The sequence below is a fragment of the Methanoculleus methanifontis genome, from assembly GCF_030464365.1.
In the GTDB taxonomy this organism is placed as follows: Archaea; Halobacteriota; Methanomicrobia; order Methanomicrobiales; family Methanoculleaceae; genus Methanoculleus; species Methanoculleus methanifontis.
Map to the genome: position 1 here is coordinate 1 of NZ_VCYI01000020.1, position 25,789 is coordinate 25,789.

The 25,789-nt window shown below is 59.7% G+C and carries 33 protein-coding genes and 1 pseudogene; 13 read left to right on the forward strand and 21 right to left on the reverse strand.

Going from position 1 to position 25,789, the window contains the following annotated elements:
- Positions 1 to 231: 231 nt before the first annotated feature.
- From FGW20_RS12285 to FGW20_RS12340, 12 genes and pseudogenes are all read right to left on the reverse strand, one after another.
- A complete protein-coding gene (locus tag FGW20_RS12285) occupies positions 232 to 2,031 on the reverse strand; it encodes a proton-conducting transporter transmembrane domain-containing protein (RefSeq protein WP_301678378.1) in 1,800 nt (599 codons plus the stop codon).
- The gene (locus FGW20_RS12290; protein WP_301678379.1) at positions 2,028 to 3,512 is read right to left on the reverse strand and encodes a proton-conducting transporter transmembrane domain-containing protein; all 1,485 of its coding nucleotides are present in this window, start codon (positions 3,510 to 3,512) and stop codon (positions 2,028 to 2,030) included. Before FGW20_RS12290 ends, FGW20_RS12285 begins: the two co-directional genes overlap by 4 nt.
- A 1-nt stretch (position 3,513) precedes the next feature.
- On the reverse strand, positions 3,514 to 5,004 hold the full coding sequence (locus FGW20_RS12295) for a monovalent cation/H+ antiporter subunit D family protein (protein WP_301678380.1): 1,491 nt from the start codon (positions 5,002 to 5,004) through the stop codon (positions 3,514 to 3,516).
- The gene (locus FGW20_RS12300) at positions 5,001 to 5,378 is read right to left on the reverse strand and encodes a cation:proton antiporter subunit C (RefSeq protein ID WP_301678381.1); all 378 of its coding nucleotides are present in this window, start codon (positions 5,376 to 5,378) and stop codon (positions 5,001 to 5,003) included. Before FGW20_RS12300 ends, FGW20_RS12295 begins: the two co-directional genes overlap by 4 nt.
- Entirely contained in the window at positions 5,375 to 5,806 is a 432-nt protein-coding gene (locus tag FGW20_RS12305; protein WP_301678382.1) for an MnhB domain-containing protein, read from the reverse strand. The genes FGW20_RS12300 and FGW20_RS12305 overlap by 4 nt, the downstream gene beginning before the upstream one ends.
- Complete coding sequence (gene mbhE, locus FGW20_RS12310; RefSeq protein ID WP_301678383.1) at positions 5,803 to 6,078, reverse strand: hydrogen gas-evolving membrane-bound hydrogenase subunit E; 276 nt, start codon at positions 6,076 to 6,078, stop codon at positions 5,803 to 5,805. Before mbhE ends, FGW20_RS12305 begins: the two co-directional genes overlap by 4 nt.
- On the reverse strand, positions 6,075 to 6,320 hold the full coding sequence (locus FGW20_RS12315; RefSeq protein WP_301678384.1) for a hydrogenase subunit MbhD domain-containing protein: 246 nt from the start codon (positions 6,318 to 6,320) through the stop codon (positions 6,075 to 6,077). Before FGW20_RS12315 ends, mbhE begins: the two co-directional genes overlap by 4 nt.
- Positions 6,317 to 6,631 (reverse strand): monovalent cation/H(+) antiporter subunit G, encoded by a 315-nt coding sequence (gene mnhG, locus FGW20_RS12320; RefSeq protein ID WP_301678385.1) that lies wholly within the window; start codon positions 6,629 to 6,631, stop codon positions 6,317 to 6,319. The genes FGW20_RS12315 and mnhG overlap by 4 nt, the downstream gene beginning before the upstream one ends.
- A complete protein-coding gene (locus tag FGW20_RS12325) occupies positions 6,619 to 6,882 on the reverse strand; it encodes a monovalent cation/H+ antiporter complex subunit F (RefSeq protein ID WP_301678386.1) in 264 nt (87 codons plus the stop codon). The genes mnhG and FGW20_RS12325 overlap by 13 nt, the downstream gene beginning before the upstream one ends.
- Complete coding sequence (locus FGW20_RS12330; protein ID WP_301678387.1) at positions 6,875 to 7,336, reverse strand: Na+/H+ antiporter subunit E; 462 nt, start codon at positions 7,334 to 7,336, stop codon at positions 6,875 to 6,877. Before FGW20_RS12330 ends, FGW20_RS12325 begins: the two co-directional genes overlap by 8 nt.
- A gap of 385 nt (positions 7,337 to 7,721) precedes the next feature.
- On the reverse strand, positions 7,722 to 7,946 hold the full coding sequence (locus FGW20_RS12335; RefSeq protein WP_301678417.1) for a hypothetical protein: 225 nt from the start codon (positions 7,944 to 7,946) through the stop codon (positions 7,722 to 7,724).
- A gap of 70 nt (positions 7,947 to 8,016) precedes the next feature.
- Positions 8,017 to 8,319 (reverse strand): annotated as a pseudogene (locus FGW20_RS12340) (glycosyltransferase family 2 protein); the annotation flags it as partial.
- Positions 8,320 to 8,611: 292 nt separating this feature from the next.
- Between FGW20_RS12340 and hepT the strand changes: the two are divergent.
- The 3 genes from hepT to FGW20_RS12355 all read left to right on the forward strand — a co-directional run bounded on the left by hepT (position 8,612) and on the right by FGW20_RS12355 (position 10,313).
- Positions 8,612 to 9,043: a type VII toxin-antitoxin system HepT family RNase toxin gene (hepT, locus tag FGW20_RS12345; protein ID WP_301678388.1), complete on the forward strand. Its 432-nt coding sequence runs from the start codon at positions 8,612 to 8,614 to the stop codon at positions 9,041 to 9,043.
- The gene (locus FGW20_RS12350) at positions 9,019 to 9,411 is read left to right on the forward strand and encodes a nucleotidyltransferase domain-containing protein (protein WP_301678389.1); all 393 of its coding nucleotides are present in this window, start codon (positions 9,019 to 9,021) and stop codon (positions 9,409 to 9,411) included. The genes hepT and FGW20_RS12350 overlap by 25 nt, the downstream gene beginning before the upstream one ends.
- A 92-nt stretch (positions 9,412 to 9,503) precedes the next feature.
- On the forward strand, positions 9,504 to 10,313 hold the full coding sequence (locus tag FGW20_RS12355) for a DUF8150 family protein (RefSeq protein ID WP_301678390.1): 810 nt from the start codon (positions 9,504 to 9,506) through the stop codon (positions 10,311 to 10,313).
- 97 nt (positions 10,314 to 10,410) lie between these two features.
- Here FGW20_RS12355 and FGW20_RS12360 read toward each other — a convergent pair whose 3' ends face one another.
- From FGW20_RS12360 to FGW20_RS12370, 3 genes are all read right to left on the reverse strand, one after another.
- Positions 10,411 to 10,956, reverse strand: a complete 546-nt coding sequence (locus tag FGW20_RS12360) for a nucleotidyltransferase domain-containing protein (protein ID WP_301678391.1) — start codon at positions 10,954 to 10,956, stop codon at positions 10,411 to 10,413.
- Between the two features lie 28 nt (positions 10,957 to 10,984).
- On the reverse strand, positions 10,985 to 11,119 hold the full coding sequence (locus tag FGW20_RS12365; RefSeq protein ID WP_301678393.1) for a hypothetical protein: 135 nt from the start codon (positions 11,117 to 11,119) through the stop codon (positions 10,985 to 10,987).
- Positions 11,120 to 11,197: 78 nt separating this feature from the next.
- Positions 11,198 to 11,704 carry a hypothetical protein gene (locus tag FGW20_RS12370; RefSeq protein WP_301678394.1) on the reverse strand — a complete coding sequence of 169 codons (507 nt, stop codon included), beginning with the start codon at positions 11,702 to 11,704 and terminating at the stop codon, positions 11,198 to 11,200.
- Positions 11,705 to 11,992: 288 nt separating this feature from the next.
- Between FGW20_RS12370 and FGW20_RS12375 the strand changes: the two genes are divergently transcribed.
- The 5 genes from FGW20_RS12375 to FGW20_RS12395 all read left to right on the forward strand — a co-directional run bounded on the left by FGW20_RS12375 (position 11,993) and on the right by FGW20_RS12395 (position 16,358).
- Positions 11,993 to 12,205, forward strand: coding sequence for a type II toxin-antitoxin system HicB family antitoxin (locus FGW20_RS12375; protein WP_301678395.1), 213 nt, complete (start codon positions 11,993 to 11,995; stop codon positions 12,203 to 12,205).
- Positions 12,192 to 12,422 carry a type II toxin-antitoxin system HicA family toxin gene (locus FGW20_RS12380; RefSeq protein ID WP_074175974.1) on the forward strand — a complete coding sequence of 77 codons (231 nt, stop codon included), beginning with the start codon at positions 12,192 to 12,194 and terminating at the stop codon, positions 12,420 to 12,422. The genes FGW20_RS12375 and FGW20_RS12380 overlap by 14 nt, the downstream gene beginning before the upstream one ends.
- Positions 12,423 to 13,397: 975 nt before the next feature.
- Positions 13,398 to 14,525 carry an acyltransferase gene (locus FGW20_RS12385; protein WP_301678397.1) on the forward strand — a complete coding sequence of 376 codons (1,128 nt, stop codon included), beginning with the start codon at positions 13,398 to 13,400 and terminating at the stop codon, positions 14,523 to 14,525.
- 888 nt (positions 14,526 to 15,413) lie between these two features.
- Positions 15,414 to 15,614, forward strand: a complete 201-nt coding sequence (locus tag FGW20_RS12390; protein WP_301678399.1) for a hypothetical protein — start codon at positions 15,414 to 15,416, stop codon at positions 15,612 to 15,614.
- A gap of 6 nt (positions 15,615 to 15,620) precedes the next feature.
- On the forward strand, positions 15,621 to 16,358 hold the full coding sequence (locus tag FGW20_RS12395; RefSeq protein WP_301678401.1) for a hypothetical protein: 738 nt from the start codon (positions 15,621 to 15,623) through the stop codon (positions 16,356 to 16,358).
- Positions 16,359 to 16,470: 112 nt separating this feature from the next.
- Here the strand turns inward: FGW20_RS12395 and FGW20_RS12400 are convergent, their stop codons facing one another.
- The 6 genes from FGW20_RS12400 to FGW20_RS12425 all read right to left on the reverse strand — a co-directional run bounded on the left by FGW20_RS12400 (position 16,471) and on the right by FGW20_RS12425 (position 22,496).
- Positions 16,471 to 16,671 carry a hypothetical protein gene (locus FGW20_RS12400; protein ID WP_301678403.1) on the reverse strand — a complete coding sequence of 67 codons (201 nt, stop codon included), beginning with the start codon at positions 16,669 to 16,671 and terminating at the stop codon, positions 16,471 to 16,473.
- 368 nt (positions 16,672 to 17,039) lie between these two features.
- Positions 17,040 to 19,925 (reverse strand): MTBMA_p00010-related P-loop-containing protein, encoded by a 2,886-nt coding sequence (locus FGW20_RS12405; protein ID WP_301678404.1) that lies wholly within the window; start codon positions 19,923 to 19,925, stop codon positions 17,040 to 17,042.
- Complete coding sequence (locus FGW20_RS12410; protein WP_301678405.1) at positions 19,918 to 20,310, reverse strand: hypothetical protein; 393 nt, start codon at positions 20,308 to 20,310, stop codon at positions 19,918 to 19,920. The genes FGW20_RS12405 and FGW20_RS12410 overlap by 8 nt, the downstream gene beginning before the upstream one ends.
- Positions 20,307 to 20,561: a hypothetical protein gene (locus tag FGW20_RS12415; RefSeq protein ID WP_301678406.1), complete on the reverse strand. Its 255-nt coding sequence runs from the start codon at positions 20,559 to 20,561 to the stop codon at positions 20,307 to 20,309. The genes FGW20_RS12410 and FGW20_RS12415 overlap by 4 nt, the downstream gene beginning before the upstream one ends.
- 193 nt (positions 20,562 to 20,754) lie before the next feature.
- Positions 20,755 to 21,912, reverse strand: coding sequence for an AAA family ATPase (locus FGW20_RS12420; RefSeq protein WP_301678407.1), 1,158 nt, complete (start codon positions 21,910 to 21,912; stop codon positions 20,755 to 20,757).
- 77 nt (positions 21,913 to 21,989) lie between these two features.
- On the reverse strand, positions 21,990 to 22,496 hold the full coding sequence (locus tag FGW20_RS12425; RefSeq protein WP_301678408.1) for a hypothetical protein: 507 nt from the start codon (positions 22,494 to 22,496) through the stop codon (positions 21,990 to 21,992).
- A gap of 219 nt (positions 22,497 to 22,715) precedes the next feature.
- Between FGW20_RS12425 and FGW20_RS12430 the strand changes: the two genes are divergently transcribed.
- From FGW20_RS12430 to FGW20_RS12450, 5 genes are all read left to right on the forward strand, one after another.
- The gene (locus FGW20_RS12430) at positions 22,716 to 23,030 is read left to right on the forward strand and encodes a DUF4258 domain-containing protein (RefSeq protein WP_301678409.1); all 315 of its coding nucleotides are present in this window, start codon (positions 22,716 to 22,718) and stop codon (positions 23,028 to 23,030) included.
- Entirely contained in the window at positions 23,027 to 23,272 is a 246-nt protein-coding gene (locus FGW20_RS12435; protein WP_214076880.1) for a type II toxin-antitoxin system MqsA family antitoxin, read from the forward strand. The genes FGW20_RS12430 and FGW20_RS12435 overlap by 4 nt, the downstream gene beginning before the upstream one ends.
- A gap of 167 nt (positions 23,273 to 23,439) precedes the next feature.
- Positions 23,440 to 23,787, forward strand: coding sequence for a hypothetical protein (locus tag FGW20_RS12440; protein WP_367617953.1), 348 nt, complete (start codon positions 23,440 to 23,442; stop codon positions 23,785 to 23,787).
- Between the two features lie 103 nt (positions 23,788 to 23,890).
- Positions 23,891 to 25,204, forward strand: a complete 1,314-nt coding sequence (locus FGW20_RS12445) for an HD domain-containing protein (protein WP_292490802.1) — start codon at positions 23,891 to 23,893, stop codon at positions 25,202 to 25,204.
- Positions 25,201 to 25,761 carry a hypothetical protein gene (locus FGW20_RS12450; RefSeq protein WP_292490801.1) on the forward strand — a complete coding sequence of 187 codons (561 nt, stop codon included), beginning with the start codon at positions 25,201 to 25,203 and terminating at the stop codon, positions 25,759 to 25,761. The genes FGW20_RS12445 and FGW20_RS12450 overlap by 4 nt, the downstream gene beginning before the upstream one ends.
- Positions 25,762 to 25,789 lie beyond the last annotated feature (28 nt).

Here is a 25,789-nt window from a genome sequence, read left to right on the forward strand (position 1 = left end):
GACGGGAGCGTGAGCACCGAAGGTGCGAGCCGCGACTGTCCACAGGACGGGAGCGTGAGCACCGAAGGTGCGAGCCGCGACTGTCCACAGGACGGGAGCGTGAGAAGCCGTAGGCTTCGAGCCGCGAAGGACGCAAAGGCAAGATAGAAACAGCAACCAAACTTTTCGCGCTCTTCGCGTACGGCTGGCGTTCAACCCCTCACACCCGCAAAAGTAAGGTGAAGTGGTCTACTACCTCGTTATATCGATGATGAAGTACAGGAACGCAACGATGCTGATAAAGATGAGCCCGTATCCGCCGCCCCAGATGGTCGTCTGAACGTCCGGATAGTGATCTTTCAGGAACATGAGCTCCTCTTCATACGCCCGTGATGTTTCCGAACCGGAAAATGCCCGCACGAACGGCAGAGCGACGGTTTTACCCGCGATCTGAAAGGCGACCGTCGGGTTTGCCGAAATGTGTTTGAACCGCCCCACCACGCGCTCGATCGCGCTCCCTATCGCATCCGCGGCGTGTACGAGCGGGTGTGACGAGAACCAGACGACCCCATGCCCGGCCCGGATGTAGAGGGCGTCGATGTCGGTTTCAACCCCGGTCCAGGGGCGCCTGAGGGGAGGCACCAGGAGCAGGAGGGCTCCTGCGGCAGCGAAGATGCCCACCGACTCCAGCAGGTGCGCCGGGGCGAATGCGTGGGCGGCGGTCCCGCCGGGCAGGAAGTCCGTCAGGAGGTGCGGGAAAACCCCGATTGCAAGGCAGAGGAGGGCGGTAGCGCCCATGGCAACCAGCATCGGGACCGGCGGATCCTTCGGGAGGAGGCCTTCCCGCGTTCCGGCGGCCGGCCGGAAGAACCCGAGGTAGAGGAATCGGAAGACGTAGATGACGGTTACCACGGCCGATACCAGGAGGAGGGGTGAGAGGTAGGGGACTGCGCCCGCCGCTTCAATCGCCATCCCTTTGCTGACCGCACCGTTCAGGCCCGGCAGTCCCGCAAGCGCGAGGCCGCCGACGACGGCACAGAGGGTGGTCGCGGGCATCGTCCTGAGAAGGCCCCCGAGGTCCGAGAGGCGCTGCAGGCCCGTCCTGAGGATGACCGCGCCCGCCGCCATGAAGAGGAGCGACTTGAAGAGGATGTCGTTGACCATATGGGCGAGCCCTGCATCGATCCCGGCAACCGATCCGGTCCCGATGGCCGCGACCATGTAACCCACCTGGCTGACGATCGAGTAGGCGAGGAGGCGGCGGATATCGTCCTGCATCAGCGCAAAGACGGCGCCGTAGAGCGCCATCGCTCCGCCCATGTATGCCACCGCAACCCCCCATCCCCCGATTGCAGCGAGGAGGAAGACCGCGGCTTTCGTCGTGAAGATGGAGAGGGCGACCGACCCCACGACGGACGCTCTCGGGTAGGCGTCCGGCACCCAGGTATGGAGGGGAATGAACGCGGCGTTCACGCCGATCCCGGCCAGCATGAAGAGGAGACCGGCTCCGTCCGCCACCGGGCCGACCGCGGCGCTCCCTGTCGCGACCGTCGTGCAGGCGATCCCGCCAAGCAGGCAGGCACCCCCGAAGATATGGAAGAGGAGGTAGCGGTAACCTGCACCGGACGATTCGGGCGCCCTGGAAAACCAGATGATCGCGAGCGATGCAAGGGCGAGGAGCTCCCAGAAGACAAAGACCGTGATGAGATCGCCTGCGTAGACGATCCCCATCGCCGCCCCGATCGACGCGAGGATGCCGATCGTCTCCGCTGCCGGAAGATCCCGGTACGCGGCATAGGTGAGAGCGATGAGCCCCGAGACGGCGAAGATGCCGCCCGCGAGATGCCGCATGGGATCGACCGTCAGGAGAACCGTCTCGATACCGGGGATGAACCCAAACGCCAGGTCCGGCGCTGTGGACGGGAGCGAGACGGCCAGGAGAAGGCCTGCAACACCGACAACCAGAGCCCATACCTTCCTGGCCCCGCCGGTAAGGGCGGGGAGAAGGAGGAGGCCGAGGAGATAGACGAACGCCGGAGGTATCTCGATCATGGGATCACCGATCCTGTAATCTCTGCAATTGCAATATCAACCAGGTCCATAAACGGCATCGACGGAGAGAGGAAGATCCAGACCGATACCGCCACCGTCAGGACGATCGGGATGAGCATCACAAGAGGCGGCTCGGTGACGGAGTCGAGCGACCGCTCGTCGTCCGGCCGCTGCAGCAGCATCGTGTGGATGATCGGGAGGAAGTATGCGGCGTTCAGGACGGTGCTCGCGATGATCACCAGCAGGAGGATCGGCATGCCCCCCTCGAACGCCCCGAGCGCGAGGTAGATCTTACTGATGATACCCGCAAGCGGGGGCAGACCGCAGATCCCGAGTGCGGCCGCCGAGAACATGAGGGCTGTCACCGGCATCTTTCTGCCGATGCCCTTCATCTCGGAGATGCACTCTTTCCCGGCGGAGACGATGACCGCTCCTGCAACAAAGAAGAGCGTGATCTTGAGGAACGCGTGAATCGGGATATGCGCCATCGCCGCGGTCATCCCGGCGATCGAGAGCATGGAGACGCCGAGCAGGATGTAGGAGAGCTGGCTCACGGTCGAGTAGGCGAGCCTCCGCTTGAGGTTGTCCTCGGTCAGGGCGAAGAGGGACGCGGTTACGATCGTAAACGAGGCGATCGCGGCAAGGAAGATGCCGAGACCGAGCGAGGCCATCAGGTCCATGCCGTAAACCCAGCCGGCGATCCGGACGATCCCGAAGACGCCCGCCGTGACGACGGCGACCGCGTGGAGGAATGCGCTCACCGGCGTCGGGGCGACCATCGCCGCGGGGAGCCAGCCGTGGAGGGGCATCCACGCCGCTTTCACGAACCCGACCATGAAGAGGAGGAAGAGGACCTGCAGGATGAGCGCGGAACCCGATCCCGCCAGGAACCCGCCGGGAACAAACACAGTTGTCCCCGTGAGGATATAGGTCAGGATGACCGCGGCAAGGAGGAAGATTCCCCCGACGAGGAGGTACGCAAGGTACTTCCTCCCCGCCTTCATCGCCGCCGGCGTCTCGACATGGACGACGAGCGGGTAGGTGATGATCGTCAGGATCTCGTAGAAGACGAAGAGCGTCAGGAGGTTCTCCGAGAAGGCTATCCCTACCGCAGCAGCGATTGCAACGGCGAAGCAGAAGAAGAACCTCGTCTGTGCGTGCTCTTTCAGCGACCGCATGTAGCCTATCGCGTAGAAAGAGTTCAGGAGCCAGAGAACGGCGGCCGTGAGGGCAAAGACCATCCCGAAGGCATCCACCCGCAGGGCAAGGTCCCCGCCCGGAACCATCGGGAGGAGCGAGATCGTGATCCGGCTGCCGGAGAGGACCGCAGGAAGCATCGCAAGGACGGAGCCGAGCATCGCCACCGCGGCCGCTATCGTGACCCCTTCCCGTATATTCTCGTTCCTCCCGACGATCGGGATCAGCACCGCCGCCAGGAGCGGGATGGCTATGGTTACCGCCGGAAGCAGATCTGCGTCCATATCAGGCACCCCCTAAGAGGAGCATCGCTGCAGGCCTGACGGCCTCCATCACGACCTCGACGAAGACGCCGAGGAAGAGGCAGAGGAGAGCGAGACCGACCATCGGGACGAGCATAGAGACGGGGCCTTCGCGCGCCGGGGCCTGACGGCGGTCTTCAGCGTGGTGGTCCCCGAAGTAGGCGATCTCGATGAACCGCCAGATGTATCCGGCCGCAAGGAGCGAGCCGAGCAGGAAGACGGCTGCATAGATCCACTGGCCCGCTTCGAGTGCCCCGAGGACGAGATAGTACTTGCTCGCGAACCCGATCGTGGGGGGGATGCCGATCATCGACGCTCCGGCAAGGGCGAACGCGGCGCAGGAGATCGGCATCGTCTTCGCGATTCCTTTGAGGTCGGAGAACCGCGACGTTCCCATCCGGTAGATGATCAGTCCTGCGACCATGAAGAGACAGCCTTTCATCACGGCGTGGCCGAGGATGTGCAGGAGGCCGCCTTCCAGCGCAATCTGGTTGGCAACGCCGAGCGCGAACATGATGTAGCCGATCTGGCTGATGCTCGAGTATGCGAGCATCCGCTTGAGATCGTTCTGTGCAATGGCAAGTATCGCTCCGGCAATGACCGCGACCGTCGCGATGAAGAGGATGAACCCGGTCACCGGGAAGGTGTCGATGACGTATGCCGTCGTGAAGACCGTGAAGACGATCCGGAACAGCGCGTAGACGCTCACCTTTGCCATCACGGTCGAGATGAGCACTGTCACTGCAGAGGGCGCTTCCGTATACGCGTCGGGCAGCCAGAGGTGAAGCGGGAAGAACGCAACCTTGATGGAGAACCCGATGAGCAGGAAGAGGAACGCGGTATGAACCGTTGCAAGGCCGTAGGACGCAGGGAGCAGGACCGCGAGGTCCGCCATATTCAGCGTCCCGGTCGCGACGTAGAGGTTCCCGATGCCGAGAAGGATGAACCCTGCCGCAATGGACCCGAGGACGAGATAGTTGAAACTTGCCACGTACGAGCGCGGCCTCCTGGCTGAGGCGATCAGGGCGTATGTGGCGATCGACGATATCTCGAGGAAGACATAGAGGTTGAAGATGTCGCCCGTGATCGTCATGCCGGCAAGGCCGGTTACGAGAAGCTGGAAGAGGACGTAGAACGAGACCCTCTTCTCCGGGTCTATCTCCTTTTCAACGCTTCTTCGGGCATAGACCACCGTCGCTACAGAGAGGAACAGGATAACTGCCAGGATGTAGCTGTTGAAACTGTCGATGACGAGTTCGATCCCGAGCGGCGGCGCCCATCCACCGAGGTGGTACCGGACCGTTCCTTCCCGCATCACCTCAACGAGGATGGCGATCGCGGCTCCGAACTGGAGAAGGATCGTTATGAGCGATATGGGGTAGCAGAACCTCCGGTCATACCACCCGACCAGAAGTATCAGGAGCGCCGAAAGGATCGGGACGGCAATCAGGAGGGGCGGAAGATGGTCGATCATCGGCCCCTCACCACCTGCATCAGGTCGTCCTCATCGATGACACCGTACTCTTCGTAGATCCGGACGATGAGCGAAAGCCCGACTGCGGTCACGCTCACCCCGACGACGATCGCGGTCAGTATGAGCACGTGCGGAAGCGGGTTGACGTAGAGGGCGTCCACCCCTTCGGGAAGGTAGATCGGCGCGGTGCCTCCCTGCACCTCTGAAAACGAGATGTAGAAGAGGAATATCGCGGTCTGGAAGATGTTGAGTCCGATAAGTTTCTTCACCAGGTTCTGCTTCGCAATCAATGCGTAGAGCCCGATCAGCATCAGGATGATTGCCATCCAGTAGTTGTACCGCGAGAGGAAAATCTCGTAGAACGCCTCTATCATGAAGATTCGCCCCCTTTGTCGGCCATATCGCAGATGATCGACGTCATCACCGCCATCACGGTGATCCCGATCCCGATCTCGACTGCGTCGAGAAGGTAGCCGTGGAGGTGCGGTATACCGAGGATCGTCTCGATCACCCCGTACTCCAGGTAGTTGCCCCCCATGAGGAGGCAGAGGAGCCCGATTCCAGCGTAGATGGTGATCCCGAGAACCGAGTACACCACGATCCATTTGTTGCTGAGCCGCTTTCTGACGCTGGTAAGGCCGAAGGCGACGGTCATCAGGATGAACGACGCGGCGAAGACCACTCCTCCCTGGAATCCCCCTCCCGCCCCCAGTGCGCCGTGCACGATGACGTACAGCGCAAAGACCTGGATAAACGGCACCGCAATCCGGGATACGGTCCTGATAACGACGTTCTCTCTCATAGCCGTCCTCCCCGTCTGAGCAGGAGGGTGACCGATATCCCCGCGGTGAAGATCACCACGACCTCCCCGAGCGTATCGAATCCACGGTAACTGGCAAGTATTGCGGTGACGATGTTGTCGATCCCGATATCCGGGAGGACCGATTCGACGTATAGTTTGCCGGTGTATTGCGTGGCCGGAGCCTGTGGATCGCCGAACGCCGGCATATCCTCGACCGTCCAGAAGAGGATGATGCCGATGAAAAGAACCGCAAGCAGAGCTTTGACCCTCAATCTGATGAACTCCTTCTGGTTCGTGCTATGGCTGCAATAAAGAGGACGGTGGTTATCCCGGCCCCTACCGCCGCTTCGGTGAAAGCGACGTCGACGGCGTTCATCACCGACCAGAGCACCGTCATGAGCAACGAGTAGGCGGCAAGTACGATCGTCGCGTGGAGGAGGTCGCGGACGGTGATCGCCGCGATGGCGCAGAGGATCATGAACAGGAGCAGGGCGAAGTCAAGTTCCCAGATCATCGCCGTGCATCCCCCTTCTTCCACGGTTCGATCCCGCGAGCCCGGGCAAAGTGCACGAGGGCGTGGACCGCCGTCGGCGACGTGATGTAGATGAAGATCACGAGGAGCAGAAGTTTCACCGCAACCAGGCCCGGCCCCTCGTACAGGATGAACCCGACGAGCATCATCCCCTCTCCGAGGGTGTCGCACTTGCCGCTTGCATGGGCGCGGGTATAAAAGTCGGGCAGCCTGACAAGGCCGACGGCACCGACGACCATGAAGAAGAGGCCGATCACGATGAAGATCAGGGCCAGCGAATTCAGCAGACGCATCCCCTCCCGAGGTACTTGGCGATCGCAAGCGTTGCGATGAAGTTGATCATCGCATAGACGATTGCAATGTCCAGGAAGATCGGCCGCTCAAGGATGAGACCGATGAGGACAAGCAGGATGATCGTCTTTGTCCCGACGGTGTTCACGGCAATCAGGCGGTTCTCCACCCCGGGGCCAAGGAGTACCCGGTACAGGCAGAGGAAGACGGTCAGGATCAGCACGATCACGCTGGCGTAGAAGACGTCAATCATCGCGCTCACCAAAGATCCGTGCCAGACTGTTCTGAATGCCCCTCTTTTCGAGGAGGTCTTCTTCCGCCATCTCCCGCACGAGGGCATGCACGATGAACGTTCCCCCGGTGACGTCGACCGTCACCGTGCCGGGCGTCAGGGTCATCGCATTCGCAAACGATGTTCTCAGGACATCGTTTCGAAACGATGTCTCGATGGTGATGAGCGCGGGATCGATCGGCATCTTCGGGTGAAGGATCCGGTATGCGACATCGATGTTGGCGTAGAGGATGGCCACCATCAGCCTGGGGATATAGAGAACGAACCTGACAAATGTCCGTGCGGATCGAATGACGCTCGTGTCGGATCTGAAGATGAGATCCCCGGAGACGAGCGTTACGATACCGCAGCATACGATCCCGGCACCGATGTAGAACGGATCAAGCTGTCCTGAAAGCGTATACCAGAAGACCATCAGTATTGCAAATACGAATATATATTGAGATACCGACGGCTCTTTGTTACCTGAAGACAACGCATACCCTCTCTGTACGGTGATTTACTCTAACTTGGAGCGGGCAACTTATAAATCTGCGTCTCGGGAAGTTGCAGCATCGAAATCACTATTATTTCCCGGGATCCTCCACCCGGAGCCTATGAGCGCGTATTTAAAATGCCCGCAAAGAGGGAGGACATTCTGCTTCTCCGGGCACACCCGGGTGATATTTTGTTGTGTATGTTGCATGAACGTGGAAATGCCGTTAACCTCCCCATCTCCAAAGAGATCTGAGAGGCGGTCGTTCCGGTGCAGGATACGGTGGCGCGCATGGGATCTATTGAGGGAATATTTGCCGGTTCTTTTACGGTACGGGCGGCTGTATTATCGAAAAGGACATCCGCGGCCGCGGGGGGTCGGTATCCGCACGTGCAACGAGGTAGAGAAGCATGAACCGGACGTGCCACCACCCGTCGGAGAAGCTCTGCAGGTTCGAGGGGGCGACCCGGGCGTGGTAGGTGATCGGGACTTCGTCGATCCGGAGATTGACCTTCGCCGCCTCGATGATCATCTCGCTTGCAAACTCCATCCCTCCGGCAGGATCTCCCCCGGAGACGGGAGCAGGGGGCCATGTCGACGCCGGCATCGAGCAGGGCGAGGAGTTTGGGGATCTCGAGGAAGTCGTAGGTGTCGTCCGCATCCTCGATGACGATATAGCGCCCCCGGGCGCGGGCGAGCCCGGCGAGGTAGGTGTTGCCGTAGCCCCGTTTCTCCGGCCGGACGACCCTGGCCCCGAGGTCCCGGGCGATCGCCGCCGTCCGGTCCTCAGAGGAGTCGGCGATGATGACCTCGCCGTCGATCTCGAGATCGGCAAAGACCTTGTGGATCTTTCTGATGCATTCGCCGATGGTGGCTTCCTCGTTGAGCGCGGGGAGGACGACGGAGAGGGCGGGGGTATTCATGGGATTCTCGGAATAGTATCGGGCTTTCGCCGTATAGGGCGTATCGATTGGGGTGCGGGGAGATGAGGGCGAGAGGGGGAGGAGTGCCGGGCGATCCCGGAGCCGAAGTGGGTGAGGGGGCTGTGTGGATCCGGGCACCCGGCGACGATCGCCGGGCGGAACGTCGCGGAACGGTGAGGAACTCCGTCTACCGGCGGTAAGAGCCGGCACACAGTACAGTTAACTACCCCGCCCAAAAGACGCGAGGAAATTCACAAGAAGTTTTATCGAGGCTACGGGCGAATCATCTCCAATGGAGGCTCACGATATTCGAATCAGGGAGCGGATATTGCAGAAGATGGAGGTGCTCATCGACCGGATCGAGTTTATCGAGCGCCATCTGTCTGATGCTGTGGTGAGCGACCGCATCCTGCGCAAGGCACTCTACAAGGAGTTTCAGGAGGCCGTGGAGGCGGTTACGGATATATCTGCGCTCGTCCGCCGGATGCTCCACTCCTCCGCACAGGACGATTACACCAATCTTGACTATCTGGTGACAGAAGAGATCATCGATCCGGAGACCGGGAGGGATATGAAATCTGCGAACGGGCTAAGAAACCGTCTGGTTCACGAATACGACGGTGTCAACGACCACATCGCGTATGCCGCGATGCAGCGGCTTATGCCTCGCCTGCGCAGGTTTTCGGAGGAGGTGCTGATATGGCTGAATGCAGACAGGACCTGATCCTGGACCACTTCCGGGAGATCCTCCCCTCGATCAGGGCCATTCTGCTCTTCGGCTCGCGTGCCATGGGCTACGCGGCCCCTGAATCCGATATCGACCTCTGCCTGATCCTGAACGATGGGGCGGACAGGACTGCGGTGTATGAGAGAATGCTCCTCGCCCCGGAGGGATACGATATCGTCGTATATGACGAGATCCCCTGGTATCTCCGGGGAGGGATACTTGAGCGGCACTGCATCGTATACGCAGAGGACCCCGGCGACCTTGACTTCTGGCTCTATAAACAACGCCGGATCTGGTCAGATATGAAGCCGCGTCAGCAGAAGGCGTCTGCCGGGGATCTTCTCAGGCGCATCGGGCACTCCTGACCGGTTCACACGCATCCCGTTATGGGCAACGAAGCAGGCGCGGAAGATGCAATTAATATGGTGCCCGGTAAGACTCTACCAGAGGAAAGGGAATGCGGATTGCGAGTGCTCCCGACGGCACCATCCACATCGATGGAAAGGTTGTAACCGCACTGGACCATTTTGTGGCCTCGGTGACGGAGATCATCGAGCGGTATACCCGCTACGTGATCGTCAGCGGATACGTTGCAATCCTTTTTGGAAGGGCCAGGGGTACGGAAGATATCGATCTCTTCGTCGACTACATGGACCGCGATACATTCATGTCGTTCTCCGAAGACCTCCTGGAACAAGGGTTCTACTTCCTGAATTCCGACGACATCGGCGAGATCTACTCGATGCTCTGCGACAGGCTCGCCGTGCGGATCGCCGGGGCAGGCAGGATCATCCCGAACATCGAGATGACGTTCAAGAAAGACGACTTCGATCGGTATGCGATGTCCAGAGCGAAGAGGGTACAGTTTGACGACATCCGGTTCTTCGTATCGCCCATCGAGTTGCAGATTCCCTATAAACTCTATCTCGGGAGCGACAAGGATATCGAGGATGCGTCTATCTCTGGATGTTGTTCCGGGAGACGCTCGATACCAATCTCCTGCAATCGTTCATGGAGCGCCTGGAGGTCCGGGGGGAGCAGTATGGAATTGAGGTTTGATCGCGAGAAGAACCGGCAGGAGCGGCTGGCCTTTGTCCGGAGACATGCCCTCCGGGTCAGGGAAGTCCCGAACGAGGTCTGGAGCCGCGAGCAGGCCGACCTGATCGACGCGTTCTTTGAAAATGCCGAAAACTTCGCTCTTTCCAGGTCCGAGTACCTCCGGATGCACCGGGCCCGGCGGGGCCGTCCCGAACCGGTGCACGGGTAACTTCGGGTGGGGCAAAAGGAGAGCGGTCGCTGCATGGCGAGTGTATCCGTTCCGGTCGGAGAGCGAATGTGGCCACGGTCGACGCACTCCCGCCACCTCATAGGCGAGCCCCTCGAACAAGCATGTGGTTTTGCAGGACGCTTGCGGCAAACGGGTCGCCTTCCTCTTTCATCCGCTCCCACCGGTAGTAGGGGACGACCGTCAACTGCACCTCCCGATCGGTCTCCGCCTCCAGTGCCGGCACCCGGCCGTGGTCGACCTGGCTCTCGTCGCCGATGATCAGGATGTCGATGTCGCTTCCCTCATCGAAGGTCCCCGCCGCAGTGCTCCCGTAGACCGCGACCGCGATGCTTTCGGGCGCGAGGTCCTCGATGCCGGCCCGGACGAGGAGGAGGGCCATGCAGGCCCGCTTTAACTCCCGGACGGCAAAGGCGTCGTTGTCGAGGGAGAGGAGCCGTGCGGTGCCGAGGCGCGTGACGGTGATCAACCCGTCGCGCTCGAAGGCATCGGCATACGCTTTGACGCTTGCCGGACTGACCCCGATCTCCCGGGCGAGTTTATTGATGTGGATCTCGCCCGTGGGGTGGGTGAGGAACCAGGCAAGGACCCGGAACCCGACGAACTTCTCGAACTCCCGGAGCATATAATGTATTGAATGATTGTTCAATATATTAAACGGTTGTGGAGCACGAGCTCCCGCCCCGGGCGTCGCGGTGGTGGAGGTGGTCGGGGAGATAGGTGAACTCAAAGACGTCGGGGTCGTGAAAGAGGGTCTGGTCGCTGCGGAGAAGGGGCGAGTGCGTCATAGAAGAGACTGGAGAAGAGGTAGTAAATAACAAGGAGGCGTGCGCGGGTTGAACGTGAAGGGGGGAAGAGTCCCCGCTTCAGTCGAGCGACGTGATGTCGTCGGCCCAGGTCTCGACCGCGTCCCTGATGGCGTCATCCTGGTAGGACGAGAGCCGGACGGTCTTTCTGGTGAAGGTGACGTAGTAGTCATCACCCGAGGGGTCGTGGCACCGGAGCTGCGCGTAGTAGGTCTCGCGGGGGCCGTTCCGGACGACATCGGTTGCGCCCATCGCGGTCTTGAGGGCCGTGTTCGCGAGGACCTCGGCGGCGTTCGCGTCGAACGCGGCGATCGAGGGGGAGTTGAGCGAGACGGTCCCGACCCGCTTGCCCGCGTCGAGGAAGTCCACCTTCGCGATGTAGTGCTCGCGGTTGAGGACGATCGGGTCGACGGTCTGCCCGTCGCCGTCCGTATACCCGACGCACCCGAAGGGGTTGTCGTCGATGACGGACTGGACGAGGGTGTTAAACGACGTTACGTCGGCGATCGGGACGGCGAGGTCCCGGAGCGCCGTTTTGTTGACGGTGGTCTGCACGAAGTCTGCCATGGGGTTTCACTCCATTGCGGCACAACGCTCTCGGTTGTGCCTGATGCCTGCATGCTCCCGGGAATATGACAGACACTTATAGGGTATACCCGGGAGGGGATTAGCCTGACTTTATCGGGGTGGGCGGATTGGGCCTGGATTCGTGAATATAAGCGTTACGGCCAGATTTTTCTCTCTGGCATCCTGCTGGCCCCGGGAAGGCTCCCGGGATGACCGGAGAGATGACCACCCGAACACGTCGGTCAGTATTATCACCACAAAGAGAGATGCTATTCTATCGGTGAGATCATGAGGACGTTCACGGCCGTGCTCTACAGGGAAGAAGACATGTACATCGCGGAGTGCCCGGAGGTCGGCACCGTCAGCCAGGGTCGGACAGTAGAGGAGGCGGTAGCCAACCTCAAAGAGGCTACAGAGCTGTACTTAGAAGAATTCCCGCTGGAAGACGGGAGAAGGCCGATCATCACGACGTTCGAGGTGGCCGAGGGTGCCCGGGCTTAAGCCGGTATCGGGCGAGACCGTGATAAAGATACTCTCAAAACAGTATGGATTCGTCGTCAGCGGGCGGACCGGGAGCCATGTGCGTATGTCAAAGGCGATGCCCGGCGGTAAGGTGGGGACAGTCGTCCCGTTGCACGGCGAACTGAAGGTCGGCACACTCCGCGGTGTTCTGAAGTTGGCGAAGATCGATCCCGACGATTTTGCCCGGCATCTCTGAAAAGGATGCGGAATGACCCCGGAGAGATGCACGGAACCCTGCAGGAAGGGAAGACCGAGTTCATGGCGCGGGTAGGGGACGAGATCATTGTCGTCAGGGATGTCCCGATCTCACATCTGCGACCGTTGCGGTGAGGCATACTACAGCGCGGAAGTTTCCCAAAAGATCGATGCCGTGATGAGAGAGTTCCATAGCGGCAGGCTTTGCTGCCGGCCTCTCGCGGCCGGCGAGGTCGAACTCACCGGGTGAGGCCGGGTGGCTTTCGGACCCGGCACCCCACCCTCCGGCCGGATGCACAACGCTCCGCCTTTTTTCTGCATATAACCCTTACGGTCAGGCGTTTTCTCTCCGGCATCCTATTGCTCTCCGGGAGGGTTACCAGGATGACCGGGGATAAGACCACCCGGGAGCTCGGTCTTACGAGACGAACCGGGACGTGAAGTGGATCTGTAAGACGCGATGCTCCATCAGGAGCGGAGCGGGAGCACCGCAAGGTGCGACTCGCGATGCTCCATCAGGAGCGGAGCGGGAGCACCGCAAGGTGCGACTCGCGATGCTCCATCAGGAGCGGAGCGGGAGCACCGCAAGGTGCGACTCGCGATGCTCCATCAGGAGCGGAGCGGGAGCACCGCAAGGTGCGACTCCCTGCAGCGGATGGAGGAGTGGGATGAGGAGTTCGAGAGCCGGCTCCGGGCGCTAGAGCGGCTCCCGGGCGGAGAAGGCCGGCGAGGAGAAGAGGGTTTCCACGATCAGCGCCGGGGCCGGCGGGATTGTCGGTGGGGTGGTGGCGGTGATTGTGAAGGTGCTGGGCGGGGGGTGAGGGGGGCATGCTACCGTTCTTCCCCCTGATCAGTATGGCTTTGTACTTCCAGAGTAAACGAAAGAACTTCTATCCCACTGAAAATCTTTGCAGTGGCCCTATAAACAGAGATTATTTTCGATAACCATATGTTCAGACCTGTGCAACTTAATTTAATGGAGAATAAGGCGAGATATTTTGATGAAATTAATATTTTGAGAGCTTTTGCAATCCTAGCCGTAATAAGTATTCATGTTTCAGCATATTTCACGCGTATGGATGGAATAAACTGGCTAGCGGCGCTATACATGTCGATCGATGTTCTCTCTCACTTTGCGGTCCCGCTCTTCATAGTAATCTCAGGTTTTGTCTTATACAACAAATATTCTGATCACATAGACATCAAAAGGTTCTATAAAAAAAGACTGAAGTCCGTTCTTCCACAATATCTCATCTTTTCTACATTCTACCTGGCAGCAACTTACATCGGCTCGATTGTGCTTGCTAAACCTGTTAACCTTGATGTCCTGCATATCATTTACCGATACCTGACAGGAGGATGTTTTTACCACCTCTGGTTCTTTGTCTTGATCATTCAGTTGTATCTCCTTTATCCCGCAATAATATGGCTGTATAATTATTGTGATGCACGAGGAAGAGTATTAGAACTCCTCTTTGCAGTTTTCCTCATAGGAGTTCTCTACAACGTATATCCTATCCCGGATATATTCATACTGGGCGTATCCACCCAGATATTAGGAGTGGCCACCAAATTCATCGGATACGTGTTCTACCTGGCATTAGGGATGACCATTCGGAAAAGATACGATGAACTGCTGCTGAGATCTGTGCCTAGAACATCACTCTATTATGCATCACTTCCCCTGCTCTGTTGCACGGTTATTGGCATTTTCGGCTACGCTCAAAAGCACTTCAACCTCGATATAACGCAAATCCTGCCTGTGATGGGAGGCTACTGGCACTGGCTTACTGCTATGATAAATCCGCTATATTACGTGGTTATCTTTGCCTTCTGTTTCTACATCTCCCTGAATATCGTATCCAGTAGATCAGTCGCACTCAAATTGCTGGAAAAAATTGGTGCATATTCTTTTGGGATTTACCTGGTTCATGCATTCATATTGTATGTCATGGTTCTGGCATTGCCACGGCTTGGATTCGATTGGAATAACTGGTTGTTCTACCCCCTGGTGTGCATTATAACTCTCGTTCTGAGTTATCTCTCCGTGGAGGTTCTGCAAAAATTCCCCTATAGTGAGTATTTGATTGGTAGCACCAGGTAGAGAACTCGTCTACGAGACGAACCGGGATGTAAAGTGGATCTGCCGGGTGCGATGGGCCGCAGGGCCGGAGCGGGAGCACCGCAAGGTGCGACTCCCTGCAGCGGATGGAGGAGTGGGATGAGGAGTTCGAGAGCCGGCTCCGGGCGCTAGAGCGGCTCCCGGGCGGAGAAGGCCGGCGAGGAGAAGAGGGTTTCCACGATCAGCGCCGGGGCCGGCGGGATTGTCGGTGGGGTGGTGGCGGTGATTGTGAAGGTGCTCGGCGGGGGGTGAGGGGGTGATCGCGGGCAAGGATGACATGGGATGATGACTTCACAATCTGTGCAGATTTCAGGTTGGAGAATATGACAGATCGCCACAATCCTGTCAACATTCGCTACACCTACGGTAGATATACCTGCTTCCCCGTCCCATTCCAGGAGCCACCAGGATTTTCGTCAAGGTATCTGCTTCCAGACAGGGATCGAGATCACACATACCTGCTGGATTCGATTGCTAACATTGCAGCGCCTATCTCTACACACTTAAGCCAAAAACATTCAGAGGAACCTGAATGGATGCCGCCAAAAATGTGACCTGTATCGCGTTGCGCATAACAGGTCGCGCCATCAGGATTGACAGAACGATACTGAAAGCAACCGGATGCATGTAAACATCACTCCGGCAACATTAAAAATACAATCACAACGCTGAGATACGCAATATTGGAGCAATATATGGTTGGAAGAAGAACATCAAAAAAAATATATAGCCACCAGACGTATTCCGACTTGTTTAATGCTTAACGCAAAAAAACACTAATACTGAAATTGCAGACAAGTAAGGACTATCGCCGCGAGTAAATCCTGAAAAATGAAATCTTAAAAATGGAATGTTGTGTAGTGGTCGGCAATGCAGAGTGTGCGTGAAGAGATCTGGGACCAGGAATTGCCTCCCATCAGGATAAACAAGGACACCGTCAAAAAGCAGGCAACCAGGTACAGAATGGGGAGCGTAAGATTAGCATTAGGGCGTATTAAGACGGAAGAAGAGTTTGAAGAAGATAAGCGCGAGATACTAAAGAAGCAATTCCCCAAAAATCCCCTGCAATAGATGCTCATGGCAGACGATGAGGCTTTTTTACGGCAGGAGTTAGAGATATCGGCGATAGTAACCGGTCTCCATGATACCCTCTCAGAACAGGATCTGGAGATCTTGAAAAAGGCAACGGAATGCTACGGTATTCTCAAAGATCTGGCACTTTACGCGGAAGAACTCAATTCAGAATCCTTTTTACCTCCCATAAATGAAGTCCGAGACGCCTTCGATCACCTCATGCGCATGTACTCCGTCCTTTTCGGGCTTCGCGACGGGGACGGCGGATATATCAAGGAGAATCTGGATGCCGTGTTCCGCCACGTGTATCGAGCCTCATTCGATTATCTCGACTATATACAGATCTATCAGAAAGATTACATACACCAGAGATTAGAAGGGATCTCTCAACAGACGATAGTCAATCTGTTCCCGGAATACTACAGGGAGATCTTGCCCGAGATAGAGAGCTGCCTGGAAGATATCCCCCTCTATAAAGCATCCAAAGATATCGGGAAGCCGGATATGGAGACGGTCGAGAGGTACCACGCAAAGGTTCTGAAACTGAGAGGCTACTGCGCACAGATCAATAAAATGGCTCCGGCCCTGATCGAAGCGGAGAGTAAGCTCCGGGGGGAAGCGGAACAGAGGGAGAGGAAAGAGAGTGAGATACGAAGGGCTGAGGCCTGGAAGTACCTGCTCTTCACCATAATCGGGGCAATTATAGGCGGCATCATCGGGGCACTTGTTTTAGCGGGTTAGTATTGCACGAGAGCACGCTCGCGGGCGTTTGAGTGCCGAAACGCTCTCGGCAGAGCGGTTATCTATCAACAGCGCTCCTGTTCGTTAGCTTCTCAAGAGGAGTGCCCCCATTTCATCTCCGGGCCAGCCGGAACCTCCGGTCGCCGATGGGTTCCAGGTCGAACTCCGGCGGCTTACCCTTTGTCCAGGGGATGACTCCCTGGTTGAGCAGCCACCTCCCGATCACTGAACTCCTGAGTTCGGGGCAGGTTGTCCAGAATTTTTCAGACAGCGACACGTCGACGACCTCCCCGTTATCGAGCACGACCTCCATCGAGCCCCGGTCCCTCTGGAAGTAGTGGTCACGATCACGGCGTTTGATCCCGACACCGTACCCTGCGCCGGTGCGATCGTTCTGGATACCACGGGACCGGATACTCTCACGGCTCTTCTATGCAGGATCTACCCGGGGCGCCATAACCGCAGGGTATACTGTTACAATGGTTCACCACCCCCGGTTGACGGATTCTCAACAGCCCTTCACCATCTTTTGGGGCCCTCCGGCTCGCTCACCGCCTCTGGGGTTCGCTCTCCGTTCACACCTGGCGGTGCTCGAGCTCCTTCCCCTTCGGGGAAGTCGTCACTCGAAAACCCTCCGGGTTTTCTCGAACTCCTGCCGCTCGCGATGCTCGCGCCAGTCGTTCACCGCACCCCCGCCCGCCCGTTCCACTCCCGGACGAGCCTTGCGTAGCACCCCTCGCAGATATTCGTCCGTGCCTCCCGCGAGCGGTAGACCGCCTTCAACTCCTTGCAGACGTCGCACCGGCCGAGGTCGACCTTTGTCCGTTCGAACATCCGGTGGTCGAGGACCCCGGGGAGCGGCTGCGCCTTCGATCGCTTTGCTTTCTTGAGGCAATCATAGCAGAGGTACTCTCCCCCGCCCCGTCTCACCGACGACGTCGGCCGCTTGCCGCAGACGTGGCAGGGCTCGTCCTTTGCGGCCGGGAGGGGGATGTAGTCCGCGGGGTTGATGGTGGCAGCAGTGGCAGCACGTTGGCAGCAGCTGCTGCCAATGAGTGCACCCGCATTCGGGCCTGGAACTGCATTTCCGGCATGATGTACAGGGTTCACCGGTTCATTGGCAGCAGTGCGGAAAACACAGGCACCCCGGTCGTCATCGGAAGTAGCCTCGCCGGTGCTCTCCGTTCTCTCATTCTGCTGTACATATAGGTACATACATTGATCTCTATCCGGCTCCTGGTCGCCGTTTCCTGGATCCTCCCCGCTCTGCCCGATCTCTTGTTGGCAGCAACTGCTGCCACTCTGCTGCAACCTGCTGCCATTGCTGCCAACGTCAGGATCGTCATCCAGCCAGACGGAGGTCCCCCCGCGCCACTGCCGGTAGACCTCGGCGTCGAACGTGAAGTACTGCTCCCGGCGGCGGACCGTGACCCCGTACTCGCTGTCCTCCGTCACGGTGGCGTCGTAGAGGCTGATCGCCGGGCACTTCTCCAGGAGGCCGGAGTAGGGTGTCCCCCGGCTGACGTAGCCGTTGAGGAGCCGCCGGGTCTGGTAGTAGGAGAGGCCGAGGGCGCTCTGGAGGTGCCGGACGGTGAAGACCTCGACTCCCATCCGGGCGACGGTTTCGAGCGCCGCCGCCTCGTTCTTTGTCAGTTTGGTCTCCTGGCCCCCGGCTTCGCCGTTGATGGCGGTATAGAGTTTTGCGGCCGCCGCGAAGTCCTCCTCCCGGGCGATCACCGCCCCGTCGTCGTCCCGGTCGCGCTGGAGGTAAAAGAGCCGGGCCCGGCACTTGATCAGGTCAAAGAGCATCCCGGGGTTCCGGCGGTTCTGGGTTGTGGAGGACTGGATTCGCCGGGCAAACGGGATCCGGACGGGGAGGACCTCGGTTTTGACGGTCTCCCAGATCGCCCGGCAGGTGAGGACGTCGTCTTCGGCCGAGGGTCGACCGACCGCCTCGACCTCCTTCATGTGGTCGAAGACTCGCTTATCTTGCTCGACGGTATCGTCGATCCAGACCGTGAGCATCCGGTTCATCACCTGATCGTCGCCGAGATCCTCGACCTTTGCGAGCCACCAGACGCACCGCTCGGGGATGGTGCAGACCCGGAGTTTGCGCTCGGTCGTGAGGGTCCTATGCTCGATCGGCTCGCGGAAGTTCGCGGTCGCGGATTTGAGGACTTCCTGGAGGTCGTCGGAGAGCGAGACGTCGTCGAAGAGGAGGACGGTCCCGGGCCGGAGGTCGTCGTCGTAGTAGAGCGCTTTGTCCGAGACGGTGCCCTTGAGTTTGTAGGCGTCAGGGATGAGGTTCTGCATCGTTACGCAGGCATGGGTTTTGCCCTTCCCGGAGTTCCCGGAGACAGCGACATGGAGGCCGTTCGTGTTCTCGACCGATTGCGAGGCAAGGGACATCACCAGGCACTCGGCGACGGTCCGGTCGCCGACGTGGGCGTTGTTGAAGGTCTCGAGGAAGAACGTGAGCGGGTCGCCGTCGCGGAGGATCTGGATAGCTCGTTCATAGTGTTCGTCGACGGGAGGAGGGGTTGGTGGCTTCTCCTCCACGGTTGTCTTCTCTGGAGTGCGGGTTCGCTTTTGCTCATGCATCCCCCGGAGTTCGGGCCAGCGCTGGGCGCCGCCGCCGCAGGTCTGGTGGTGGCAGCCGGCGAAGATCGCGCCGTTCGCGAACTGGATGGCAAACGCGCCGTCCTTGTGCGCCGAGGAGAAGGGGCACTCCGTGAGGGTGAAGAGGGTCCCGCCCTGCCAGGGCCGTGTGTTCCGGACGGCGATTCCGTGCTCCGCGAGCCAGGCAGCAAGGTCGATGCCGGGGCTCTTTTTACTCTGCGGAGGCTCCTTCTGGAGGAGGAGCCCGGCGAGGTGCTCCAGGCGTTCTCGCGGGACGACACTGACTTCGTCCGGTACGGCGAGCAGCCTCGCCCGCCGGTGCGGCCGCTCCGGCGTGTTGTCGCCCTTCCTCGATGTGGTACCGTAGAGTTTCCAGATCCGGGCGGCGTTGTGGTTCGCGGTGTCGACGGTGACGGTCTCATTCGAGAAGAGGGCGTCAAGGGCCACAAGAGCCCCCTTGACAACCTCTGTTGCCGCCTCGTCGTTCGGGAGGTCCACCCGGTAGAGGAGGTGGGCGCCGTTCCCGGAGTCGGCTTTGATGGGCGCGGGAAACCCCTGCTCGGCGAGGTATGCCGCGATCCTTTCTGCGGCAGCGAGCGCCGCGTCGTGCTCGGCGTCGGTCGACGAGACCCCGCTCGGCCGAACGGGGTCGATGTCGACCGGGAACCAGCGCCGGCGGAGGATGTCGGCGTCGGCGGTGGTGGCGTCTTTTCTTCCGAGGCGCATCTTGATCCGGTTCGCCCGGCGGGCGAGGAGCGCCGGGTTGACGGCGTTTAAGGTGACGTAGATCCCGGCGACCGCCGGGTCGGCGTCGAGCGCCTCGACCTGCTCTGCGAGCAGGGTGTGGTCATCGAAGTACCCTGAATGGGTGGCGCCGTCGGCGAGCGCCCGGACCTCGATTACGCCGTCGGCGAGGAGTTCCACCGCCCGGCGGATCTCCTCACTCATAGAGGTCCACCCCGGTAAGGGGAAAGAGGGGGGCGCTCGCGGCCTCCCCGCGGGCGACGCGCCGGAAGGAGACGAGCGGGACGATCCAGGATCCGGCGCGGAGGTGGATCACCACCGCTCTTCCGGCCGGGTTGACCGCGGCGTGCCCCTCGATTGTTATCGCGCCTATCGGGACGCCGCGCTCGTGCCGCACCCGCTCCCGCACGACCGGCACCGGCCGACCGGCAAAGATCAGGCTTCTGACATCTTCCGGCGCGATCCGGCAGCGCTCCGCCTCGACGTGGACGATGAGCCCGCCCGCGAGTCGAAAACCTTCGGTTTTCTCCTGCTCCGGCCCATCGGCCCATCGCACGGTGCAGGCGAGGGTTCCCGCTTCCGGCGTCATGGCCGCCCTCGCTCGACGTTTATTGAATACTGGTGGTTGCGGGTCCTTCTGACGTTGATCTCGCGGACGGCTCTCCCGTGGTGCCGGATCGCGTCCGCCACCGCCCGCGGGACAAGGAAGAGGGGGACCGGGGAGACGTTTATCTCCTCCGGTGAGGATGTACCAGTGGCGGCCTGGCGGAGCGCGTGGTGGCACTTCTTGTCCGGGCTGCCGCCGCTGGTGTTCGGTTCGGTTCTTCTGGTGTGCTGCATTTCTGATAGCTCCCTGCACCGGGACTCGCTCCGGCGCATACACCACCATCGGGGACTGACGGTTAAAAGGGTACGCCGATGGGTTCGGAAAAAGCAACAGGCCCCATATAAGCCTTACTTTATTGCAAACGTTCAAAAAATGAGGATTTATGAGGAATCTCCCATCCGGGGCAGGACCAGGGGTTACGGGATCTCAGGATCCGTTCGGGATTTTGCAGGTCTGGTCCGGCGATCTGCAGGCGGCGGCCACGTCCCCGGCATCGTAGCGGAGCCGGACCTCCCGCCCCCGGCCCGTCCGGGGCACAAGATCGACGATCCCGGCCTTTGCAAGGGCGTTGAGGTGCTCGTGGTAGGCTGTCTTCCCGACCGGGAGGTACTCCTGTGCCGCTTCAAAGACCGCCCCCGACGCCATATCCGCCCCGTCGCGGGACCGTTCCGCGATCCAGCGGGCGAGCGCCCGCTCGCCCGCCGAGAGCCCCGCTGCCCGGTTCCGGAGGGCCGGCGCCGTGACCGCCCGGGCTGCTGCGGTGACGTCGGCGTGGGTGACCCGGCGGCGGCCGTCCTTCTCCGCCCGGTGGGCTGCTTGCCGGACGAGGTCGATCCCGACCCGGACGTCCTGTTCGCCGGCGGCGAACCGCGCGATCCGGTCGAGGAGCGGCTTCGGCAGCACCCGGGGATAGAGACCCTGCCGGACGCGGTCGGCGAGGATCTCGCGGACCTCGGCCTTTGTGTAGGGCAGGAAGGTGATCTCGGTCGGGTGGAAGACCGACCGGACGCTTGAGTCGGCCTCGGCTCCGAGGTTCAGGTCAAGGTCGCTCGTGACCGCGAAGACCCCGGCCTTCCGGACGTCCCACTTCTCGTAGAGCCGGAGGATCTGGTAGAGGAGGGGGTTGTAGGTCCCGGCCACTATGAGGTCGTCGGCGTCGTCGAGGCAGACGACGAGCGCGGCGTTACGATCCCGGAGCCGGGAGACGATCCCCTCTTTGACATCGTCGAGGTGCCAGCCGGTCGGGGGCGGGGCGTAGCCGCAGACCTGCTTGAAGATGCTCCCGTAGACGGCGAGCGGGGTGTGGTCCTGCCGGCAGTTGACATAGGCCGGGATGATCCTCTGCGTCTCCTCCCGGATCATGGTAAAGATCCGGTGGACGGTGGTGGTCTTCCCGGTCCCGGGCGGGCCGCGGAGGATGGCGGAGAGGGCGCTCCCGCCCCGGAGGGCCGGGCTGATGAGGAAGGCGAGTTCTTTGACCTGGGCGTCGCGGTGGTGGAGGTGCTCGGGGACGAACGTGAGTTCGAAGACGTCGGGATCTCTGAAGAGGGTCTGGTCACTGCGGAGAAGGGGCGAGTGCGTCATAGGAGAGACTGGAGAAGAGGTAGTAGATAACAAGGAGCCGTGCGCGGTCTGAAAGTGAAGGGGAAAGAGTCCCCGCTTCACTCGAGCGACGCGATGCCGTCGGCCCAGGACTCGACCGCATCGCGGATTGCGTCGTCCTGGTAGGACGAGAGCCGGACGGTCTTCCGGGTGAAGGTGACGTAGTAGTCTTCACCGGCGGGGTCGTGGCACTTGAGCTGAGCGTAGTAGGTCTCGTGGGGCTCGTCGCGGACGGCCTCGCCGCCCATCGCCGTCGCGAGGGCGGCGTTGCCCATCACGGCCGCTGCGTTCGCGTTAAACGCGGCGATCGTCGGGGACTGGAGCGAGACGGTGCCCACCCGCTTGCCCTCGCCGTCGAGGAAGTTCACCTTCGCGGTGTAGTGCTCGCGGTTCCGGATGACCGGATCGACGGGGACGCCATCAGAGCCGGTATACCCGACGCACCCGAAGGGGTTGTCCTCGATGACGCTCTCGATGAGGTTGTTAAACGACGTTACGGTGGCGATCGGGACGGCGAGGTCCCGGACCGCCGTTCTGTTCACGGTTGTCTGCACGAAATCTGCCATGGTTGGTAGTTCCTGCCTGCCAGGCTTCCCGGGAATATGACAGACGATTATAGGGTATACCCGGGAGGGCATTAGCCTGACTTTATCAGAAAACGCCGGAATGAACCGCACGAGAAGAACGCCGCATACAGGTACGAGCCAGGAGGCAGCCTCCAGATGCACTCACGGCTAAGAAGGTTTTAGTGTGCAGGAGACAAGATCGACAAGGGAAGAGAAGACGTGGATCATAGCAAAGAAGAGATCATCAGATTGGTAGACCGGGATTCAGTCATCGTCTCGCATCATGCCCGGGTCAGGATGTTTGAGCGCAACATCTCCACCGACGACCTCCTTTCGGCAATCAGGGCTGGCAAGATTCTCGAATCATATTCCGACGATGAGCCCTGTCCCTCCCTGCTCATGCTCGGCTTTATAGGTGACCACGTGTATCATGTAGTACTCGGGATCTGCGATGATCATCTCCGGGTCATCACCGCCTACGTGCCGGATGACGAGCATTGGATCGATACGCGAACAAGGAGGAAAAAGGAATGATTCCAGAGCGATGCACGTTCTGTAAAGGAACCCTGCAGGAAGGAAAGACCGAGTTCATGGCGCGGGTAGGGGACGAGATCATCGTCATCAGGGACGTTCCGGCCTTCATCTGCGACCGGTGCGGCGAAGCATACTACAGCGCGGAAGTTTCCCGGAAGATCGATGCCGTGATGAAGGATGTCCACAGTGGCAGGCTTTGCTGCCGGCCTCTCGCGGCAGGCGAGGTCGAACTCACCGGGTGAGGCCGGCAGACCCGCCGGGGAGGTACGGTAACTCCTGAACCGGCGGCAGAGTATTGCCGCCGGTCGCGGCTGGACAAGCGTTTTTTCTACTGAGATTTCTGCATATAGTCCTTGCGGCCAGCCTTTTTCTCTTCGGCATCCTATTGCTCTCCGGGAGGGTTACCAGGATGACCGAGGAGAAGACCACGCGGGAGCTGGTTTACGAGACGAACCGGGATGTGAAGTGGATCTGCCGGATGTTGCGGCAGATGGAGGCGCAGGATGAGGAGTTCGAGGGCCGGATCCGGGCGCTGGAGGGCTGGCGGGCGGAGAAGGCCGGGGAGGAGCGGCGGCTTTCGACGGTGAGCGCCGGGGCCGGCGGGGTTGTCGGCGGGGCGGTGGCGGTGATTGTGCGGGTGCTCAGGCGTGCGGGTGATCTCCAGAATCCCGGGTATGACCCGCCCAGGACCCCAAGACCCCTCTCTTCTGAGAAGAAGTCTGCCATATATCGCCGTAGGGGCGATCTGGCATGTTAAACGCGTATCAAAAGATATATCCCAATCGATTCTCCACACATACCTTAAGGAAAGTTAATATTCAGGTTTCGTTTTTTGGAGACGGGGATCGCTTGAGAAGAAGGTGAGGGGAACGGCAAAGAAGAACAACCACGAGATCAGGGATCCGATCTACGCGTTCATCCATATGAACTCTAGCGAGAGAGAGGTCTTGAACTCAGCGCCGGTCCAGCGCCTCCGCCATATCCACCAACTTGCGTTGACCAGCCTGGTTTATCCGGGAGCAACCCACAGGCGGTTTGAGCACTCGCTTGGTGTCATGGAACTGGCCACACGGATCTATAACGCCGTGCTGGAGAGCGGAGAGACCGAGATCCTGGGGATCGACCGTGGTGAGTACGATGGGATGTACTATCGACGTGTCCTGAGAATGGCGGCTCTCATCCATGACATCGGTCATGCCCCTTTCTCCCATGCTTCAGAAGACCTCTTTCCCGGGGACTGCAACCATGAGGCGATGACCCTCCGACTCATCGAGAGCGACGAGATGGAGAAGATCTGGGTAAAGTTGAAGATCCAGAGCGAAGATGTGGCAAAACTCGCGCTGGGTCGAAATCACCCTAAAAAGAAGACTTTTTCCAATACTGAAGCGATACTCTCAGAGATCATCACGGGAGATGCGTTCGGTGCCGATCGAATGGACTATCTCCTGCGGGACTCACACCATACCGGGGTCGCATACGGTAGGTTCGATCACTATCGCCTGATAGAGACCCTTCGGATCCTTCCTAAAACCTATGAGGGCGGATCAAAGGAACCTGCCCTTGGCGTGGAGTCCGGGGGTCTTCAATCGGCAGAGGCACTCCTGCTGGCACGATACTTCATGTTCAGTCAGCTATACTTTCACCCCGTGCGGCGGATCTATGATATACACCTGAAGGAGTATCTTCAGGCATGGCTTCTCGGGGGTCGGTTCCCTGGTGATGTCACAGGGCTGCTCAACCTCACCGATAACGAGGTGATGGCCGGCATATGGAGAGCCAGCAGGGATCCAGATCTCCCGGGCCATGATGCTGCAGAGAGGATCGTGATGCGAAACCATTACCGGGTGCTTTATACGAGAAACCCGGACGATGTCCTGAAGTGCAGGGAGGCGGGGCTGGCAATCTATACGGTCGCGTGTGAAGTGTTTGGAGAAGAAAACGTACGCCACGATAGGCCGAAGGTATCTGCGAGTCAGGTGGCGTTCCCCGTTCTCGAACTGGATGAGAGGATCGTATCCTCCCTCCTGAAATCGGATGTGCTTCGGCATATTCCCGAAGTTGCGGTGGATACGGTGTACATCCACCCGGAGTTGCTCGATGCCGGAAGGGTATGGCTGAACGAGAACCGCGAAAACATTATCGAGTCTGGATCAGAACCGGAGGATATGACATGAAGCAGATACAGAGAGACGGACTGCTAGTTGAGCTCATCGATGAGCTCACGAGCTACGGGAGCTGGTGCGGGGAGACACATATCCAGAAGGCCACCTACTTCCTCGAAGCGATGATGGGTATACCCCTTGGGTTTCCCTATGTGCTGTACAAGCACGGCCCTTTCTCCTTCGACCTCTCAGATGAGCTGGCATCGATGCGGGCCGATGCTCTTCTGGAATGGGAGATCAAGCCCGAGCCGTACGGGAATGCCCTCAAGACAACGAACGTGAGTGCCGGGTTAAAGGCAAGGGTGCCCCGGGCGCTCGCGAGATACCGGCCTGCGATATCCTTCGTTGCCGGGAAGTTCGGGACGCGCGGGGTGAAAGACCTCGAGAAGATCTCCACGGCCCTCTACGTGACAAACGAGGCACCGGGCCGGGGGTGCGAGGCCAGGGCACGGCGGATCACTGAACTCAAGCCTCATATCACCCTTGATGAAGCAAAAGAGGCGGTCAGCTTCGTTGATGAGATGTTTCGGGAAGCGGAGCCGGTGATCAGGGAGATTGGGGAGACCTGAGACTCTGGAGTTTGGCGGCCATCGGTGT